We start from the raw sequence: 18,113 nt of genomic DNA on the forward strand, positions 1-18,113 counted from the left end.
GATCATGAGAGGCGACGCGTCCAATCGTCGGATCAGTTCGGAGACCGCCATGGCATTCCGCTTCATGTCATCCGTCAGACGGCCCGTGGAGATGAAATGCTCCAGTCGAAGCAGTCTCGCCCCGGAAAGCCGGGGATCATCACATGCCGTGGGACGGACGGCCTCATGACATGCGAGAAGGGGCGCAATATGCTCCCACAGAATCCGTACGGTTTCCTCCGCCTCCGTCTTGTCGGCCTGACGGCGTGCATCATCCACGTCATCCCCGAATGTCACGGATACGGCGTTTTCGACACGGGACAATGCCCCGGCGAGCTCATATCGCGAATACAGGGAGAATCTCGTTTCCGTCGCATCCGGATGCAGGAAGCCGATCAGGTATTCGATGTCGTTCATTCGGCTCATGGTATTCCGATGCCGCGAGATCGGTTCGACCGCCGAAAGACGGGAGAAAACATGGAGTTTCGTCAACCGAAGTAAGCCCCATCCATTCCTTCATGCGGGAATGACCATACCCCGGCATCCTCGGATAGGAGGATGCGACGCATGCGTGTTCGTATGAGTGATCTGTTGAGTACGCCGAACACGATGGATGGGCTGCCCCCGCATCGGGATCTTGACCGCCTCCGCTCATCCGGGGGCGGCGGGTATCGGAATCTGAGGGATGACGTGGACACGCTGCCCACGCCCACGTCGAACGACTGGAACGGCGGCACCATGAACCCCGACCGGCGCCGCGATCTGGGGCATGCGGTCACGGTCGCCGACTGGATGGAGAAATCCGAGGACATACACGTCCATCCGACCCTGTTGAAGACCCCGAGGGCCGCGGAGGACATGGCTCACCTGGACAAGCCGGGATCATACCGGCATGCGCTCGCGGGCAACGGGAGCCTCACCGAGGATCTCGGGCTCGAATTGAAGGAGGGGCGGATGCGCGTATTGCCGACGCCGACCTCGTTCGACGAGAGCGCGGAACGCCGGCGGAAACGGGATCACGTGCCGGGGTCGGCGCATTCCACGAATCTCAGCTGGACGGTCGAGGAGATCATGCACCCGGAGGAACTGGAGAAACATATGGACACACGGTATTGCCTACCCCTAGGGCGGGGGATGATCACGGATTGAACCAAAGGCGTGACCAGCAGAACGTTCCCGGCGCCGTCACATTCGGGGTGACTGTGCTTCCGACGCCGACGAGCCGGGACGGGAAGGGCGCGAACCAAAGGCATGATCCGTCGTGCATGCCGGTCGCCGTCGAGAATCTTCGACTCTTCTCCACGCCGAACTGCATGGACACGCTCCCGGCCCGGCACGGGGCCGCCTACGAGAAGGCTCTCCACCGGGGCGGCGAGGAGAGCCGCCGCGCCACATCAGGCAACCTGCGCGAGGAGACCGACCACATGACGGACACGCGCATGATCACCGGCAGCCCGGACACGCTCTGGGGTCTTGACGACGGGATCGGCGTGGACTTCGGCCGATTCACCCAGGCGGTCCGCCGCTGGGAGCGGGTCTTCCGTCGTCCCGCGCCCTGCCCCACGCAGGTCACCGGCGGTTTGAGAAAATGGGTCGCCCGGCATGCGGATGATCCGACCCTCTTCGACCCATATTGGCTCGCCCGTCACGCCTCCCACGAGGACGGAGGAACCCGACTGGACGATCCGGAACGCAAGCGCGTCTGGCAACGTTTCATCGCCGCGGATCGGGGGAGGAGTCTCATCGACCCCGTGTTCTGGCCCGGAAGCATGGCATGGGATGAGGATCTGCCGATCCCCGCGACCCGGCTTCCCGCGAAATGCGTCACCGACTACTGGAAGGCCCGCACCCGGCACGAGGGCCGATTCCCGTCGCTCACCCACCTGTCGCCGCGATTCGTCGAATGGATGATGGGACTCCCCGACAAGTGGGTCACCGACCCGAACATCTGGCGGAACGTATCCGGCTCCCACCGCAACCTCCAGCTTCGCGCGCTCGGCAACGGGGTCGTACCACAGCAGGCCGCCACAGCCATCGACTGGAGCCTCACAGTCAGGGAGCGACTGAGCGCATGAGACGGGAACACGGTTTCGACACACCCGTCATGCCGCCCATCCCGCATCTTCTCCCATTCGGACCGGCCGCCCCCATAGTCTCCGATACCGGATCAGCCGGATGCTCATACGGGGCTTGACCATCGGTTTCCGCATGACGGGATGGTTCGGCCTGTCGGCCGGTTCGGGGGTGTATATTCTGTTGGCGTATGGTTGTTCGACCGTCATGGTGCGGCGGACGCATGCGTGGGAGAGCTTGGGCGCCCGAACGGCGGGAGCCTGACGGAAGAAAGGTTTGCTGGTTTATGGAATCCTCGAACGTGAAGAAGTCGATGCTGGCCGCGACGATCGCGGGCGCAACGCTGCTCGCCCCGCAGGCCGCGTTGGCGGATGAGACGGCCGTGACCGCGCAGGATCAGGCGGATCAGGCCGTGTCGCAGGCCGCGGAGGCGGTCGAAACGGCGAAGACCCGGGTGGCGCAGGCGAAGCCGAGCGGCGTGCCGGAGGCGCAGGCGAAGGCGGATGCGGCCGCCGCCGCATTGGACGCGGCCCAGTCGAAGCTCTCCGAGGCCGCGAACGAGAGGAACGCGGCGGACGCGGCGCGGCAGTCGGCGCAGAATGCGTATGATCAGGCGGATGCGGAGCATTCGCAGGCCGAACGCGACGCCGCGAATGCGCAGCAGGGCATCGAACAGGCGCAGCAGGGCATCAAGGACGCCGGACAGGCGATCACCGCCGCCGGTCAGGCGCTCGTCGACGCGAACAATGCGAAATCGCAGGCCGAAGCGGACAAGGCCACGGCCGAGGCGGGCAAGAGCGAAGCCGATCAGGCCGCAGCGGACGCGCAGAAGAACGTGGATGCGGCGCAGGCCGCCGCCGACCGGGCGAAGCGGGACGCCGCGGCCGCACAGGCGGAGGCGGATCAGGCGCAGGCGAACGTGACCAGGACGGAGAACACGGTCGCACAGGCCACGCAGAACGTGCAGGACGCGCAGTCGCGCATCGACGCCGCCGACCTGGCGAAGCGGCAGGCGCGGCAGGATGCGGCCGCCGCGGACGCGGCGAAATCGCAGGCCGAACAGGCGAAGGCGGATGCGCAGCAGACGCTTGACGGGAAGAAGGCCGCCCAGTCGCAGGCCGAACAGGCGAAAACGCAGGCCGATAAGGCGGCGGATGAGGCCGCGAAGGATGTGACGGCGAAGCAGGCCGCCGAGGCGCAGGCGAAGCTGGACAAGGAGAAGGCCGACCGGACTGTCGCCGACCTGTCCAAGGAGGATGCGGGTCTCGCCGATCTGGCCGCGAAGCTCGACGAGGCGAAGCAGGCCGCCCAGGCCGCCGAACAGGCGCAGCAGGCCGCCGACCAGGCGAAGCGGCAGGCCGACAAGGCGGAGGCGGATGCGACCGCCGACAAGGAGGCCAAGCAGGCCGCGGCCGACAAGGCTCAGCAGGACGCGGATGCGAGGAAGCAGGCCGCCGACACGGCCCAGTCCCAGTTGGACAAGGGCGCGCTCGGCTTCTACGAGACGTACGGGTACGAGCAGGCCGCGAAACTCATCAAAGAGAACAAGGACGGCTGGCTGCAGACCGGCAACAGCCTCTCCTCGACCACCTTGGACAACATGCTCGTGTCCGTCAAATACCTGCAGCAGATCAACGACATCCGCGAAAGCCTCGGCCTCAACCGACTCGACTGGAACAGCACGGACAACGCGCTCGCCCAGATGGCAGCCGACTACAACCACTTCTTCAGTATCCCCCAGACCAACAATCTCGAACATAACCCCGAGACGTACATTCAGGGTCAGAATCTTGCTTCGGGCTGGGATCCGATCGATGGCTGGTACTATCGCGAGAAGGCCATCTGGGATGAGGCGGTCGCAAAGGACCCGTCGCTCGAACAGTACAAGAACGATCCCATCGGACTGCAGGAGAAGAATCCGACCCTCTATCATCAGGTCGGTCATTACCTGAACATCATCTACCCCGATTATGTGTCCACCGGATTCGGATCCACCGCTGATGACGACAACCTCATCTACGGTCGCGTTGATGCGCAGAACTTCAACATCTACAACGGTGATCTGACGGTGGACGAGTACGAGAAGCAGCTCAAGGGGTATGTGGATCAGCTGAAGCAGGCTCCGGAGGCGTACCGGACCGCGGTCAAGCAGCTGAATGCGGCTCTCTCCGCCGTGGACGACGCATCCAAGAGCGTCGATGCGGCGCATGCGGCCGCCGTCAAGGCCGCACTGGATGCCGGCGAGAAGGCCGAGAAGGCTCAGGCGGCGCGCAGGGCGCAGGAGGAGGCGCAGGCCGCGTACGACAAGGCGGTGGCCGCCCAGCAGGACAAGGCGCAGGCCTTGGAGGCCGCGAAGAAGACGCAGACCGAAAAGACCGCGGCCTATGAGACGGCGCAGCAGGCCACGAAGGATGCGCAGGCGACCGCGGAACAGGCCAAGGCCGCGCAGACCCAGGCGCAGACGAATCTCGATCAGGCGAAGGCGGCCGTCCAGGCCGCTCAGGCGGATGTGGATGCCGCGCAGGCGAACATCGACAAGGCCGAACTGGCGAAGCAGGATGCGGTGAAGGCCGGCGAGCAGGCCGACCAGGCGAAGACCCAGGCCGAAGCGGATCTGACCGACGCCCGGACGGCGAAGACCACGGCCGAACAGGCATTGAAGGATGCGCAGGCCAAGGCGAAGGATGCGCGGGCGAAGGTCGAGGCGGCGAAGACCGTCCAGTCGGATCGCGAGCAGGCCGTGAAGGACGCGCAGACGGCGAAGGATGCGGCCGACGCGAAGGTCGCAGATGCGCAGGCGCTGGTCGACGAGGCCGGCCAGCGTATCAAGGACGCGGACACGGCCATCGCCAAGGCGAATGACGCGAAGACGGCGGCCGAACAGCGAATCAAGGATCTGAACGCTGAGATCACCCGCCTCCAGAACGCCGGCCGGACGCTCAAGGACGCGGAGGCGAAACTCGCTGACGCGAAGACGAGGCTCGACGAGGCATCCAAGGCCAAGGCCGAGGCGGATGCGAAGTACGCGCAGGCGAAGACCGCGTATGATACGGCCAAGGCCGACAAGGACGCCTCCGACACGGAGCTCGCCGACGCGAAGAAGGCCGAAGCCGAAGCCAGGAAGCAGGCCGAGGAGGAAGCCCGCAAGAAGGCCGAAGCCGAAGCCGCCAGGAAGAAGGCCGAAGAGGAGAAGAAGAAGGCGGAAGAGGAAGCCCGCAAGAAGGCCGAGGAGGCCGCGAAGAAGGCCGAAGCGGAGGCGAAGGCCAAGGCGGAAGCCGAAGCCAAGCGCAAGGCCGAGGAAGCCCGCAAGAAGGCGGAAGCCGAACAGCAGGCCAAGACCGAAGCCGAAAAGAAGGCAGCAGCCGAAGCCGCCAGGAAGGCCCAGGCCGAAAAGGTGAAGGCCGAACAGGAGGCCAAGGCCAAGGCGGAAGCGGTCAAGAAGGCCGAGGAAGCCCGCAAACAGGCCGAACAGGCCGCGAAGCAGGCCGGTACGGGCACCACCGTCACCACCGGCTCCGGCCAGTCGACCGCGAACAGCGGCAAGACCACCGGCGCGACCAATGCGAACGGCTCCAAGACCAACGGCGCCGCTCCGAACGCCTACCTGTCCAACACGGGCGCGGATGCGAGCATGGTGCTCACCTTGACCGGTATCCTCGCCGTGGCCGGAGCGGGCTGCGTGCTCACCAAGGTCAAGACCGCGAAGCACTCGAACGGCTGGACCATCAGCGGCAGGTGACCGATAGCCGATCAATAGGATAGGCCCCGTTCGAATCTTCTAGGATTCGAGCGGGGCCTATCCGTATCCGACGGTATTGTCGCCGGAAAAAATAATGGCCCGACCGCTGTCGGACTTTTGCAAGTCCAGTCGGGTGGGCACTGTCATTGATTATTGTCAAGGATGATATGCCGAAAGTCAAGTCTTAGGCGTGTTGCCTTGGATGCCAGTTCGGGTTCAGAATCCCGTTGCGGAATGTCTCGTCATTCTCCAGCATTTGCTCGATGGTCGCCCGCTCCGCATCCGGCAATCCCATTCCTTTTCGGAATCGATAAACGGTCATGATGGTCATCTGCGCGCTGCCGCCGCATGGCCTCCAATGACTGTATTTGGTGTAACGGTCGATTCTCCTTGCGGGGGAGGGACATTGCCGATTCCACAGCTGATCATGATGGGCGCAGCGATTCCTCAAATCGCAGATGGCATGCACGTCGGAACAGAATCGATCCCATTGCAGGGAATACTCTGCGGCGATGCCTCGGGCGACATCCTGATCAAGGGACAGTTCCAGAATACGGGATATACGGCCGAATGACATGGCCTCCACCGCAGCCCAGACTGGAACATTCGCATACCTGTAATCGGGAACGGTGGCTGACCTGTTGAAGAACTTCGTGACGTTGACATCCCTGCTTCTGGACAGATCGCGTATGATGTCGTCGACAAGACGATCCGCTTCGCCGTCATCCCACTCATCGTTGCGCCGGTAGCGATGAGGGTCGAGATAGAACGCATGATCCCGATGGGGATCGTTCTTGGACTCCAGCTCATCGTAGGCGATTCGGGCGTAGGAGGTGCGCAGTATTCTTTCAACGGGGAAGATGAGCGACAGAATCGCGGAACGAAGATCCGAATCGGATTCCATAAGACCCGTGATGGCGTCGAATCGTGTTCCCGCGATGAAGTTCTTGTCCCCGTATTTCGGGTCCCTCATGAAGGTTTTCGCGTAACCAAGAAAACGGTAATAATTGTGATGCTTGAACCAGAGGATAAGATCATCACGGTTCACGCCAAGCAGTCCACGATTCAAGGTGAGTTCGGCAAGCTCCTCAACGGTCTTATGGACTCCATCCACGTCAGATCCTCCCCGTACTGTCATTCGTCGAACCATTGTCTCGCACCATTCCGTTCGACTCGCCCGAAAAAGACACGTGGATGACCGCAAAGTCGGAGCATGCATTGCAGGGGAGATGATTCAGGATGTTGAATAAGGCAGCCGATTGGCATCCCCGGTAATACGGATGAAAGATGGTGTGTCGAAAAATGTTCTGTGAGGGGGGCGACGCATAAGGAAAGGATAATCGTCGGAAGGAAGGTTTGAATGCGCATTCGTCTGATCGTCTCGTTCCGGCCAGTCGGAGTGCCCGTCGGACGGCTGCCGGGATTGTGCGACCGGGCGCGTCGCCTTCTTCATGATCGGCCGGTCTCCCGTATTCGCGTGCTCCCGAACGGGGATCGCATGCAAGTGGAATTCACTTTGGACGCGGATCGGTTCAATGATGCGAATCTGCGGGGCGGCCGGATCCTGCTCCGCGTTCTACGTGATGCGGGAATGCCGGGAGCCGATCCGGAGGACATCGACCGGATCGGCTCCCTGGTTGAGCTGGACGACATGTGCGCGCGACGGCTGACGGACATGTCACGTCAACTGCTTCTCGACTGAAACCGGATCGGCGGACGCAGCCACCAGGGGCGGCCGCCGGTCGCCGGCAGGCTCCCCGCATCCGCATGGAGCGTGTTGCGGAAGACCGGCGGATGATCCGCGTTCTCCTCGATTCTGACGGTCGGAACACCCAGATTCGCGGTCACGGTCACCCGCCACACGCCGGTATGCGTGTCATAGGATACGCCGCGCAGACTCCCGTCCGGGATTTCACGGACGGAATACTCGTACGTGTGGCTGGTCTCATCCCACATGGACAGTCCGACCGGAATCGGATCGAATGCCGCCTTCCATGACCCATCCGATTGTTTCGCGAACCGTTTCGACTGCAATGCGGTCCCGGTCCCGGTCGCATTCGAATACAGGCCGACGGTGAAATCCGCGGGGGTTATATCCGTGCGCCCGTTCGCGGCAAGCGTCTTCAACGCGTTGAGGCCGATCATCCCGCCGGCCTTGAAATCCGTGTTGTGCCGTTCGTTCGTATCATACGACACGTTGCCGTTCGCGTAGAATCGTCCGTTCGTGTCGACCTCGATGGTCAGATCGCCCTTCCGGCTGAGAATGCTTCCGGGGAAGTTCATCGCCCATCGCGTCCACACGCCGCTGCCGGTGACCGCGCCGGGGATCCTATCCGGATCCTGGAGGAGGAACCGGTCGGTGTCGTGCATGTTCCAGACGAGCCGGTCGGCGAGCCGGCGGAATCTGCTGATGCCGGCCTGATCCTCGTTCGTGTTCACGCCCACGTATTCGCCGTTCAGATAGAAGCCCTGCGACGGGGTGATCGTGATGTCCGATCCTTGCAGATCCACGTAGATGGGCGTGTTGTCGGGGATCCCGTCGAATGCGAACGACCAGGTGAGCCACTGGTGCGCCGCGGCCTGCGCGTTCAATGCGGTCGCGTCGAGCGTGAACTTCTGGTATGCGCCTTTTCCGCTTCCGTGGAAGGTGACGCGCCCGTTGCGCGTGATCGTCCGGGATGCGCCCGCCGGTTCGACGCCGATGTTGCGGATGATCGTATCCTCCCCGGTCGAGTAGGATACGGTTCCGGTGTCGGACAGTCCGCGGATCGTGTCGCTCCATGCGGTGATTTTCCTGTCGAAGCCGTTCATGTCGACGATCCGTCCGCCGCCCACGTTGACCTTCAATGCTTCGGTGCGGCCGATTCCGATCCGGGGGTCGCGCGTCCGGTCATTGTAGTAGACGGCCTGCGCGTCGTCCGTGTTGCCGTCGCAGTCGATGTCCCTGTACAGCTGGTCCGGTTTGACGATCCGGTATCCGTCCTGGACCTTGCCGCCGATTTTGATGCTTCCGGCGCTGCTGAACGTGTTCGCGCAGTTGCCGCCGTCCAACAGGTTGCCGTTCGCGTCGGAGATGAGTCTCGCGTTCAGGTCTCCTCCGACCGTGAACACGTCCGCATCCAGTGGCGGGACCTCCCGCATGCCCCACCATACGTTGCCGCCCATGGAGCGGAGGGGGCGGATGGTCGCGTCGCCGTTGACGACGTTGATGCCTTCGGCCTCCCCGATCGTGCTGGTCAGGTTTCCGCCTATGTACATGCCGACGTAGGATGCGGTTCTCCAGTCGTTCGCATCATCGGCTACGGCGGGAGGGGTGAGGATGCCCGAGGGCGGATTCTAGTGGTCGTTGCAACGCCTTCGTTGTTTCCTGACCTGTTGCGTTGACCGTATCATGATGCGTTGATTAGGTCGAGGATGGCTTCGGACGGTTTCCTGAATCCGAGGGTCTTCCTCGGCCGGTCGTTCAATTCCTCCGCGACGGCGTCCAGGTACTCCTGAGAGTATCCGCCCAGATCGGTGCCCTTCGGGAAGTACTGGCGCAGCAGGCCGTTCGTGTTCTCGTTCGTGCCTCGCTGCCACGGCGAGTGCGGGTCGCAGAAGTACACCTGCATGTCCAACGCCGTCGAGATGCGCTTATGAAGCGCGAGCTCGGAGCCCTGATCCCACGTCAGCGAGTTGCGCAGCAGTTCGGGCAGATCGCGCATCCGGTCGATGACGGCCTGCTGGACGTGTTCGGCGTCATGCCCGTCGGGCAGGTGCAGCAGGATCGTGAACCGGGTGGCGCGCTCCACGAGCGTGCCGATCGCGCTGCGGTTCGCCGTCCCGCAGATCAGGTCGCCTTCCCAATGGCCCGGCACGGCGCGGTCCTCCACCTCGGACGGCCGCTGCGAGATCATGACCATCGGCTCACGGAACCGCGGACGCCGCTCGTTCACGCCGGTCTTCGGACGTCGGGCGGTCCGGCCGGAACGCAACGCCTTGGAGACCTCCTTGCGCAGTTCGCCCTTGGCCTGGACGTAGACGGCCTGGTAGATTGTCTCGGTGCAGATGTGCATGTCCTCATTATCCGGGAAGTCCTCCCGCAGACGCCCCGCGATCTGTTCCGGGCTCCAATGCCGCTTCAACCCGTCGCGGATGTAGTCGAGCAATCCGGGAACCGAACGCACCTTCGCGGCCTTCGGTCGGGCGAGCCGGCCCATGCTCACCCGTTGGGCGCGGTTCGGCTCGTAGAGCCCCGTGTCCGGGTTCGTGTTGCGCGCGATCTCTCGGGAGACGGATGACGCCGCACGCCCCAACCGGCTTGCGATCCTGCGGATGCTCCATCCGGCCCTCAGCCAGTCGGCTATGTGCAGACGACTCTCCAAGTCGAGGAACCGCGGGCTGATCTTCTTCGTCTCGTCCATGCCGGGACGATACCAGACCGTCACGGACGGCTTCTCGTTACGACCGGTCGAGCGCGTGCGCCCGTTGCGCCACACCTTGCCCGTGCGTTTCGACACACCCACCGCCTTCGCGGCCTGCGTGTAGTTCATGCCATCGCGGATGAGCTCCACATACCGCTCGCGGCGCGCCTCGCACATCAGGCTCCGGGTCGCGTACTTGACACCGTCGAACACCCACTTGCCCACCTGATCTCTCCTCTCGGATCATCAGGCGTTGCAACGATCACTGGAACCCGCCAAGCCTACGCCCCCCCCCCGCGCGGTTTTCCGAAAAATGATGCCTGTTCATGCCCATGCGGCTATGCGCCGCCACCAGGGGATCCCGCCCGTCGAGGGGAGACTCCCCACGGTGGAATGCTCCCATTGCGCGTACAGGGTGACGCCCTCATCGGGCATGGTGATCCCGTCCCCCGGATGGTATGTCGTGCCGGTGCCGTCCGCCTTCGTGTTCCAGGACAGGAACCGATGGTTCACGTACGTGAACCCGTTGGATGCGATCCGCATCCGATCCCCGTCCAAACCCTTCGCATCCGGGGTGGAGCCCGAAATGAGATGCTCATCGCCCTTCCCCGGGTTCGGATCATAGTGGAGCAGATGCGGGTAGCGGACGTTCAGGTTGAACCGGATCCGCAGGTTCGAAGCGTAGGCTCCACGCTCCAGATAGTAGATGCCCATCGTATGCCTGGTGTATGGGGCGAACGTGTCCCCGGAGAATCCGCCGGCCGGGGTGACGCCCGCAAGCCGGAAGCGTTCACGGATCGTGGACGTGCGCGTGTCCTTCGCCTGGTCGCCGCCGTTGCCTCTCTGGATGATCGCCCCGGTCTTGAGGTTGATGCTCCCGTTTCGGCCGAACAGGGGACCGGACAGGGATAGGATGACGACGCCGTCCATGACGACCCACAGATCATCGTCGCCGCGGAAGTCGAAAACCATCGGATTCCCGTTGCCGTCCTCCCCGTTCATGGTCATCGTGAACGGCTGCCGGTAGGAGATGCCGAAATAATGGTTCGGCTTGCGATACAAGTCATCGTCGGTTGCGAACGTGCTTCCACGGTCGAACGGCCAGAAGCCGCGGTTGGCCGTACCGGATTCGAACCGGCGGGACGCGGGATCATAGTAGGCGGCCCGCAGCCAGGAGTCGTACAGCCAGTACCCGTCCTTGTCGCGGGAGAGCAGTCCGCCGGCCCCGTTGACCGGATACTCCCTTTTGCCCGCGTGCGTCGTGTCGTCGAACAGGTAGGCGGCGGACTGCTCCAATCCGTCGCCGGTCCGGCTGACCGGATACCCGTCCGCATCCGCCTTCGGCTTCGACCAGTCGAACACGGCCTCGGCGGCCGGATCGTACTTGTACCAGTTGACGGGTGCCGACAGGATGCGTTTCATCAATGGGCTCATCGTGTCGGGGAGCGGATGGGGGATGGATGAGCATTGGAATTTGAGCAGATTCCCCTCCGCCTGCCCGCTTTTGGAGTTGATGCCCTTGGCGAGCCCGTCCGCGGAGCGGCAGGTGGCCTGATTGTCGGCCGTCCCCTCCTTCAGAACCGTGTAGTCGAAGAGGCGGAGCCTCCCGTCAACCGGATCCGGCGTGACGGCCGCATTGGCGGTCGTGGCGGACAGTGAGAGAATGAGCGGAATGGTGAGGATCAGCGTGAGGATCCTACGGGCGGATACCCGCGCGGGGGGGGGGGTGATTGCCGGGAGCATGAAAGCCTCTTTTCGAAGGGAGTGGAATGGGATCATCCGTTCGACGATCCGCCTATGCGACGGGATCGTCGAACGGATGCGACATGGATGATCAGGCAGGCCGACGGGATGACGGGCAGAAGCGCGGTCCAGTGGCGGAGAATCCACGCCCGCCGATCCCCGTCATGAGCGTCGAGGATCGTGTCGTCGCGTACGGCCGTGACGACGATCCGATGCGTGTTCACCCACAACGGGGTGCAGGTCACCAGGGACAATCGATCCTCGCCTTGGCGGATGCGGAGCTTTCCCAACGCCTGTTCGGGGGTGAGCATGTCCCACACCTTGTCGACCCGGTAGCCGATCCTCCGGCCGCCCGAGTCGATGACGATCGCATCCCCGGTCTTCATTTCATCCAGCCGGGTGAACAGGGTGCGCCCGTCGACGCCGCGATGCCCGGTGAGCACCGTATGCGTGGACTCGCCTCCGACGGGCAGGCTGCTCCCGTGGAGATGTCCGGCCCCGTTCATGAGCGTCTTATCGTCGGCCCCGTGGAGGATGGGGAGGGTGAGGCTGATCGACGGGATTTCAAGCTCGCCCATCATCCCATCCGAATCCAGTCGGAGGAGCCGCTGATACTCCGCGTCCGTTCTGAAGGAGAAGTCGCCCTTCCCGTCCGCCTCGCCCAATACTCCCTGATGGGCGGCGAGCCTCCTGTTGTACGCCTCCGCCTCCCGGATTTTCGCGGGGATTCCGGTCGCGTAGGAGGATTGGGCGGCGAGCGTCGTGTCGTTGGCGATGAGCATCCACTGGGGGATGGCGGGCAGGAGCGTGGCGAGGAGGACGGCCAGAAGCGCGAGCGTGACCGTCCTCCCATGCCGGGGTTGTCCGCTCATGCGCTGTGGGATCCCCGATGCGTGGAGAGGCGTCCGCGGATGAGCGTGATAAGCGTGAGGATCAGCCCCAGGCTGATGACCGTCAGGACCACGCCGGCCATGCTCCGCTGGAAGCCGCCGGTCAACGGCATTTGGGTGATGCTGTTCACGTTCTTCACGGTGACGGTCGACCCGTTGAGGCCGACCAGGTTCGTGTTCGCGTTCTCGACCATCCTGTAGGAGCCGTCGTCGTTGATCTGCAGGGTGAACGACGGTTTGACGTTCATCATGCCGGTCGGCGTGGTGGTCTCCTTGACGGTGTACTGGCCTGCGGCGAGGTTCTGGTATTGGATGAGACCGTTCGCGTCGGTTCTGATTTCGCCGGCCGCGGTTTCGGATGCGGCCTGGCTCCATGTCTTCGCGGTCGCGTTCCAGGTGAGCCATTTGCCGTGGGTCTTGTCCATGATCTTGAAGCCCGCATTCGCCAATGCGTTCCCGTTGTCGACGCGGGTCTTCTTGAGGGTGAACCCGTAGGATTTCACGAAGACCGTGGTGTCGCCCCCGGTCTTCGTGTCCCCGTCGATCACGTACGTGGATGAGGCCTTGTTGGAGGCGTTCGCCTGGAGGATGATCATCGAGTAGGTGACGACGACCTGCTTCTCCCAGTTGTGCGCGATCCGGCTGGAAAGGTCGAGGATGAATCCGTTGCCGCTGGCCGTGGGGTCGATCTTCACCGGGGTCGCATCCCCGATTTTGACGGTGAGGCTTCCGGCCGCGTATTTCATGCCGGTGGGCGTGTCGGTGATGGTCAGTTTCGTCGGGTTGACGGCCTGCTGGGGGAAACGGGTCGTGATCGTGAACTGCTTCGACAGGCCCACCGTAGCGGACGAGCCGCCGACGGCAGATTTGCTGAGGTCGATTACCGTGTTTTTCATCGTGACGACACCAAGCGTCTGGTTCGCCATATCCAAGCCGTCGATCTTCGTGCTTACGATCATCGACAGTGAATTATTGGTCATCAGCAGGTACAGGCCCATGTTCGGGACCGTCAGATTCGCCTGCGCGCCCGTCGGCTTCCACGACAGGACGCTCGCGCCCGGCTTCTTCGCATCCGCGGCCAGGCTCTTCGCGATCGCGCGCAGCTTCGCCGCATCCGTGATCTTCGCGAGATTGCCCGCCGCGTCATAGTTCTTGTCCGCGGTGATCTTGTTCGCCGTGAACGCGCGCGTGATCCACTCGCCCGCCGTCGAATTCGGATTCGACACGGCCACCGACGTGACCTTACCGTTCGCCTTCACCGCATTCGAATACGCTCCCAATTGGAACGCCGCGAACGTGCGCCCCGTCAGCGTGTCGCCCGTCGGCGCCTTCACCGTGATCGAATACCCCGCCGCATGCGCCGGCGCCGCCGGCAGCAGCAATGCGACCAGCACGATCAGCACCGTCAGCAGACCCGACCGGACCCGCCATGAACCCACACCCATGATCCTCAACATCCTTTCACAACAGAAAAAACTAACGATTCGCATGCCGGCCCGACAGCCAGCCGTTCCGCCGCCGCGCCAGCACGAAACCCGGCGGAACCACGCCCACGCACGCCACGCCCGCCCACACGAAGCCGCGCTTCGCATCCGGGGCGGCCTGCGTGGGATACGGGGCCATAAGGGGCATCTCCGCCCGCTCCCCGGTCACGAGAAGCCGCATCGTGTTCCCCTCGCCCGTGCACGTGAGCAAGGTCACCAGATCACGCCCCTTCACGATGCGCAGCAGACCCGTATCCGTGGGCTTCACGATCCTGCTGCCGGTCACCCGGTAGGCGAGCGTATGGCCGCCGACCCGCAGATAGAACGGATCACCCGGCTTCAGCTCGTCGATCCGGGTGAACAGGGTCGCGTCGGGAAGATTCGTATGCCCCGTCAATACGGCGTGCGTGGACGCGCCGCCTACCGGCAGGCTCGTGCCCGGCAGATGGCCGGCCGCATGATCCAGCACCTCCGAGGTGGCCCCATGCAGGATCGGCAGGTCAAGGCTGATGGACGGGATGTGAAGTTCGCCCATCGTGCCCTGACCATCCCAATCCAAAGTCCTCCGATACTCCCCGTCGCCCTGGAAGCCGGTGCCGCCCCCATCCTGTTCGAACACGGGTTCGCCGATCATCGGCTGGCCGGATGCGGCGAGCCTCTGATTGTAGGCGACCGCATCACGGGTGATGCCGTCGCGTGCGCCGGCCGGATAGGAGGCGGTCGTCTCCAAGGCGCGGCGCGCCTCCCGGCCGGTGGCCGTATCCCCATACGACTGGAGCAGCCACGGGGCGGCCAGAAGCACGAGCCCGATCATGAAACTGAGGGCGGCGGACAGGAACGCGAGACGACTGTGCCAGAGAAGCCTGCGCCGTTTCGCCTGCGCCCGTCGCACGGGGAGAAGCGCCCCGTCGATGAGATCATCCCATTCGCCGCCCATCAGCATGCCCCTTTATCGGGTCAGCGGCCCTGACGGCGGAGCATGCCGCCGCGGATCGCGCCGATCAGTGCGAGACCGAGGAACGGGATCGCGCACACGACCCAGAACATGACGGCGAGCACGCCGCCCGTATCCGGGAGTTCGGTGATGCTCTTGATGTTCTTCACGGTCACGTTCCGATCATCGGCCTTCACGCTCAGGTTCGGATTGTCGACGCCGGTGATCGTGGTCGCGCCCGTATCCGAAATGGTCGCCTTGAACGTGGGCTTCGCGATGGAGGAGTAGCCGGACGGCTGCTGGATCTCCTTGATCAGGTACGTGCTCGCACCCAGATTCGGGATCGTGACCTTGCCCTTCTCGCTGGCGGTGTCCTTCGAATCGGCGACGCCGTCATGGTTCGTGTCGCCGGACACGAACGTGGTGGCCTTCGACTGGTCGGTGCCGCGCGTCCACCGGCCGGTCGCGTAATCGTAGGTGAGCCACGTGTTGTCGCGCGTGTCCTGCACCTGGAACTTCGCGCCGTTGAGCTTGTCGCCGGTCGCATTGTCGGTCTTCGTGATGGTCAGCGGGAATGCGAGCATGGTGGTCTTGTCGCTGGCGGTGGCGATCACGGTCTGCACGCCGTCGCTGAACGTGCCGTTCACGGTCGCCGTGTTCGACGCGCCGTTCGCGCTGGTCGTGCCGGCCGCGGTGACCTTCGCCTTGTATTCGATGACGAGCTGACGGCCCGGATGGGTGGTGAGCAGCTTGGTCGCGTCGAGGATGAACCCGCCGTTCGGGACGGTGAGGTCCGGGTCGGTGCGGGTCTTGCCGTCCGCGGCGAGGAGGGTCGCGTCGCCGGCGACCTTCTGGCCGGCGGTCTGGTAGAGGATCACGTCGGTGCCGACGGTCAGATTGCGGACGGTGGTCCCATCCCACGTCTTCGCGATGAGAGTGCCGGTGACGAGGCTCATCTTCGACGGCGCGTCCACGATCTTGAACTTCAAAGCGCCGCCGACCTTGCCGTTCGGAATGGTCAGGACGAGCTTCTGGGTGACGGTGTCGCCGACGAGCACGCCCGCGCTTTTCTTCGTCTGGTCGGCGAGATTGCCCGTGTTGGTGATGGTCTTCGTGACCTTCACGCCCTTGCCCTTGACGAGCGCGACGCCGAGCGTCCGGTCGGCGAAGCTCTTCCCGTTCATGGTGGTCGGGATGATCATCGGATTGCCGTTGCTGTCGGTGATCAGGTAGAGGCCCTCGTTGACGGTGGCCTTCACCGTGCCGGTCGTGCTGGCGGGGAAGGCGACGGTCGTGACGCCGCTGTTCGCCGCGGTCGCGGCGAGCTGTTTGGCGAGTTCGCGGAGCCGGCGCATGTCGGCGGTGTTCGTGTCGTTCATCTTCGCGATCGCGCCGGCCGCGTCATACCCGTTGGGGATGGTGATCTTGTCGGTGCCGAGCTTCGCGTTCGCGGCGGTGATCGCGGCCTCGACCCACGTCTTCGCCTTGGTGCTTTCCAGCTGGACGCCGAAGCTGGTCACGTTGGTCGCGTTGGTGACGACGTCCTTCCATGTGCCGATCCGGTACGCCTTGAACGTGTGGCCGGCGAGCGTTTCGCCGGTGCCCGCGTTCAGGGTGAGGCTGGCCGCGGTTTCGGCCGCGTTCGCGGTCGCGCCGAATGCGAGTCCGCCGGCGAGCGTGGCCGCGGCGGTGAGGATCGCGAGGATCCTCCTGCGAGTGGTTGTCATGTTCCCGTTTCTCCTTTTGTCTCGGTTGTTCGGGTTTGCACGCGCTCTCTATGCTCCCGCGAAAAGGGTTGCGGAACGAGAGAGAAGGGGCGGCCGGCGACGGTCACGGGATGTGTGAGTGTCCGTGTTTCCCGTGACCGTCGCCGGCCGCCCCGGCGTGAAGATGACCGGTTTTCAGTCGAGTCCGTCGATCAGATGTTTGAGCATGGTCTTCGCCTCCCGGATCGCGGCCGTCGCATGATCGGCCCTCTCCTGCGACTCCCGGTCGCGGGTCTCACGCTCCCGGTCGGCCTGCGCGATCCGCTCCCTGAACGCCTGCTCGCGGGCGTTCAGATCCTTGTCGGCCTGCGCGGCGCGTTCCTTAAGCGCCTTGTCCGCCTCACTGATGCGACGGTTCGCCTCCTCGATCATCCCGTTCGCACGGGTCTTCGCCTCCTCGAGCATGCGTGTGGCCTGCGTCCCGGCATCCTGCAGGGATTTCTCCGTGTCGGCGCGCGCATGATCGCGGATGTCGTCGGCCTGCGCCTTCGCGTCGGCGATGAGCTTCTGCGCGTTCGCGCCCAACGTCTCCCACGGGTTCTCGGCCTCGTGGCGGAGACGGTCGCGTTCCTCGACGGCCGCATCCAGTTGGGCCTGGAGGCTGCCGATGCGGGCGGCGAGCCGTTCCTGGTTCGCGTACGCCTGCGCGAGGCTGCGTTTCAGTCCGGCCTGACGGTCGTCCATGTTGCGCAGCAGACGGTCCACGTCCTCGACCCGGTATCCGTTCAATGCTCGCGGCAATGGGTCGCGATGCTCGTTCTGCGGGTTCTGGCCGGGCTGGATGATCTGCGTGAGATCCTGCGACGGTTCGCTCATGTTCCTGCAATCCTTCTACTTGTCGTTTTCGACGTCGCCGTTCGCATGCGTCGGGTCCCGTGCGGCGAGCTCCCGTTCGAGCATGCCGATCCGATGGGTCAGCTCCTCCCTGGCGCAGCCGGCCGCCAGGCCGATGCTGAGCATGCCGGCGGTGAAGCCCGCGAGGAAAAGAATCACATACCAGATCATTCGAATGAACGTCTCCTTATATCCATGGGTTTTCGCGCATGCTATGCGCATCGCATGCGTCGGCGCCGCATAGGCGGGAAAGGATACGATCACGGTC

General features: G+C 63.9%; 14 protein-coding genes. 4 read left to right on the forward strand and 10 right to left on the reverse strand.

Features of this window, described 5'->3' with window-relative positions:
- Nucleotides 1-546 precede the first annotated feature (546 nt).
- The 3 genes from JS541_RS08085 (at nt 547) to JS541_RS08095 (ending at nt 5,791) form a co-directional block, all read left to right on the forward strand.
- Nucleotides 547-1,128, forward strand: a complete 582-nt coding sequence (locus JS541_RS08085) for a hypothetical protein (protein WP_214373952.1) — start codon at nt 547-549, stop codon at nt 1,126-1,128.
- The gene (locus tag JS541_RS08090) at nt 1,125-2,054 is read left to right on the forward strand and encodes a hypothetical protein (protein WP_214373953.1); all 930 of its coding nucleotides are present in this window, start codon (nt 1,125-1,127) and stop codon (nt 2,052-2,054) included. Before JS541_RS08085 ends, JS541_RS08090 begins: the two co-directional genes overlap by 4 nt.
- 284 nt (nt 2,055-2,338) lie before the next feature.
- Nucleotides 2,339-5,791, forward strand: a complete 3,453-nt coding sequence (locus tag JS541_RS08095) for a CAP domain-containing protein (protein WP_214373954.1) — start codon at nt 2,339-2,341, stop codon at nt 5,789-5,791.
- A 184-nt stretch (nt 5,792-5,975) separates the two neighbouring features.
- Here the strand turns inward: JS541_RS08095 and JS541_RS08100 are convergent, their stop codons facing one another.
- Nucleotides 5,976-6,941, reverse strand: coding sequence for an Abi family protein (locus tag JS541_RS08100; protein WP_214373955.1), 966 nt, complete (start codon nt 6,939-6,941; stop codon nt 5,976-5,978).
- Between the two features lie 210 nt (nt 6,942-7,151).
- Here JS541_RS08100 and JS541_RS08105 point away from each other — a divergent pair, with 210 nt between their 5' ends.
- The gene (locus JS541_RS08105) at nt 7,152-7,493 is read left to right on the forward strand and encodes a hypothetical protein (protein WP_214373956.1); all 342 of its coding nucleotides are present in this window, start codon (nt 7,152-7,154) and stop codon (nt 7,491-7,493) included.
- Here the strand turns inward: JS541_RS08105 and JS541_RS08110 are convergent.
- From JS541_RS08110 to JS541_RS08150, 9 genes are all read right to left on the reverse strand, one after another.
- On the reverse strand, nt 7,475-9,049 hold the full coding sequence (locus tag JS541_RS08110) for a choice-of-anchor A family protein (RefSeq protein WP_214373957.1): 1,575 nt from the start codon (nt 9,047-9,049) through the stop codon (nt 7,475-7,477). The two genes, JS541_RS08105 and JS541_RS08110, sit on opposite strands and share 19 nt — an antisense overlap.
- Before the next feature lie 131 nt (nt 9,050-9,180).
- Nucleotides 9,181-10,371 (reverse strand): IS30 family transposase, encoded by a 1,191-nt coding sequence (locus tag JS541_RS08115; RefSeq protein ID WP_240539293.1) that lies wholly within the window; start codon nt 10,369-10,371, stop codon nt 9,181-9,183.
- Nucleotides 10,372-10,518: 147 nt separating this feature from the next.
- Nucleotides 10,519-11,937, reverse strand: coding sequence for a hypothetical protein (locus tag JS541_RS08120; protein ID WP_214373959.1), 1,419 nt, complete (start codon nt 11,935-11,937; stop codon nt 10,519-10,521).
- Nucleotides 11,938-11,969: 32 nt separating this feature from the next.
- Nucleotides 11,970-12,809 carry a class C sortase gene (locus tag JS541_RS08125; RefSeq protein ID WP_214373960.1) on the reverse strand — a complete coding sequence of 280 codons (840 nt, stop codon included), beginning with the start codon at nt 12,807-12,809 and terminating at the stop codon, nt 11,970-11,972.
- The gene (locus JS541_RS08130) at nt 12,806-14,272 is read right to left on the reverse strand and encodes a prealbumin-like fold domain-containing protein (RefSeq protein ID WP_214373961.1); all 1,467 of its coding nucleotides are present in this window, start codon (nt 14,270-14,272) and stop codon (nt 12,806-12,808) included. Before JS541_RS08130 ends, JS541_RS08125 begins: the two co-directional genes overlap by 4 nt.
- A gap of 31 nt (nt 14,273-14,303) precedes the next feature.
- Nucleotides 14,304-15,248: a class C sortase gene (locus tag JS541_RS08135; RefSeq protein WP_214373962.1), complete on the reverse strand. Its 945-nt coding sequence runs from the start codon at nt 15,246-15,248 to the stop codon at nt 14,304-14,306.
- A gap of 20 nt (nt 15,249-15,268) precedes the next feature.
- Complete coding sequence (locus tag JS541_RS08140) at nt 15,269-16,972, reverse strand: SpaA isopeptide-forming pilin-related protein (protein WP_214373963.1); 1,704 nt, start codon at nt 16,970-16,972, stop codon at nt 15,269-15,271.
- Nucleotides 16,973-17,146: 174 nt separating this feature from the next.
- Complete coding sequence (locus JS541_RS08145; protein WP_214373964.1) at nt 17,147-17,827, reverse strand: hypothetical protein; 681 nt, start codon at nt 17,825-17,827, stop codon at nt 17,147-17,149.
- Between the two features lie 15 nt (nt 17,828-17,842).
- Nucleotides 17,843-18,016, reverse strand: a complete 174-nt coding sequence (locus JS541_RS08150; RefSeq protein WP_214373965.1) for a hypothetical protein — start codon at nt 18,014-18,016, stop codon at nt 17,843-17,845.
- Between the last annotated feature and the right edge of the window lie 97 nt (nt 18,017-18,113).

It is taken from the genome of Bifidobacterium sp. SO1, from assembly GCF_018555335.1.
Classification (GTDB): Bacteria; Actinomycetota; Actinomycetes; order Actinomycetales; family Bifidobacteriaceae; genus Bifidobacterium; species Bifidobacterium simiiventris.

What these genes read in the sequence shown, in the direction of transcription:
- JS541_RS08085 (WP_214373952.1), top strand. Translation starts at nt 547, where the DNA reads ATGCGTGTTCGTATGAGTGATCTGTTGAGTACGCCGAACACGATGGAT.
- JS541_RS08095 (WP_214373954.1), top strand. Translation starts at nt 2,339, where the DNA reads ATGGAATCCTCGAACGTGAAGAAGTCGATGCTGGCCGCGACGATCGCG.
- JS541_RS08100 (WP_214373955.1), bottom strand. Translation starts at nt 6,941, where the DNA reads ATGGTTCGACGAATGACAGTACGGGGAGGATCTGACGTGGATGGAGTC.
- JS541_RS08105 (WP_214373956.1), top strand. Translation starts at nt 7,152, where the DNA reads ATGCGCATTCGTCTGATCGTCTCGTTCCGGCCAGTCGGAGTGCCCGTC.
- JS541_RS08110 (WP_214373957.1), bottom strand. Translation starts at nt 9,049, where the DNA reads ATGTACATAGGCGGAAACCTGACCAGCACGATCGGGGAGGCCGAAGGC.
- JS541_RS08115 (WP_240539293.1), bottom strand. Translation starts at nt 10,371, where the DNA reads ATGTGCGAGGCGCGCCGCGAGCGGTATGTGGAGCTCATCCGCGATGGC.
- JS541_RS08120 (WP_214373959.1), bottom strand. Translation starts at nt 11,937, where the DNA reads ATGCTCCCGGCAATCACCCCCCCCCCCGCGCGGGTATCCGCCCGTAGG.
- JS541_RS08125 (WP_214373960.1), bottom strand. Translation starts at nt 12,809, where the DNA reads ATGAGCGGACAACCCCGGCATGGGAGGACGGTCACGCTCGCGCTTCTG.
- JS541_RS08130 (WP_214373961.1), bottom strand. Translation starts at nt 14,272, where the DNA reads ATGGGTGTGGGTTCATGGCGGGTCCGGTCGGGTCTGCTGACGGTGCTG.
- JS541_RS08135 (WP_214373962.1), bottom strand. Translation starts at nt 15,248, where the DNA reads ATGGGCGGCGAATGGGATGATCTCATCGACGGGGCGCTTCTCCCCGTG.
- JS541_RS08140 (WP_214373963.1), bottom strand. Translation starts at nt 16,972, where the DNA reads ATGACAACCACTCGCAGGAGGATCCTCGCGATCCTCACCGCCGCGGCC.
- JS541_RS08145 (WP_214373964.1), bottom strand. Translation starts at nt 17,827, where the DNA reads ATGAGCGAACCGTCGCAGGATCTCACGCAGATCATCCAGCCCGGCCAG.
- JS541_RS08150 (WP_214373965.1), bottom strand. Translation starts at nt 18,016, where the DNA reads ATGATCTGGTATGTGATTCTTTTCCTCGCGGGCTTCACCGCCGGCATG.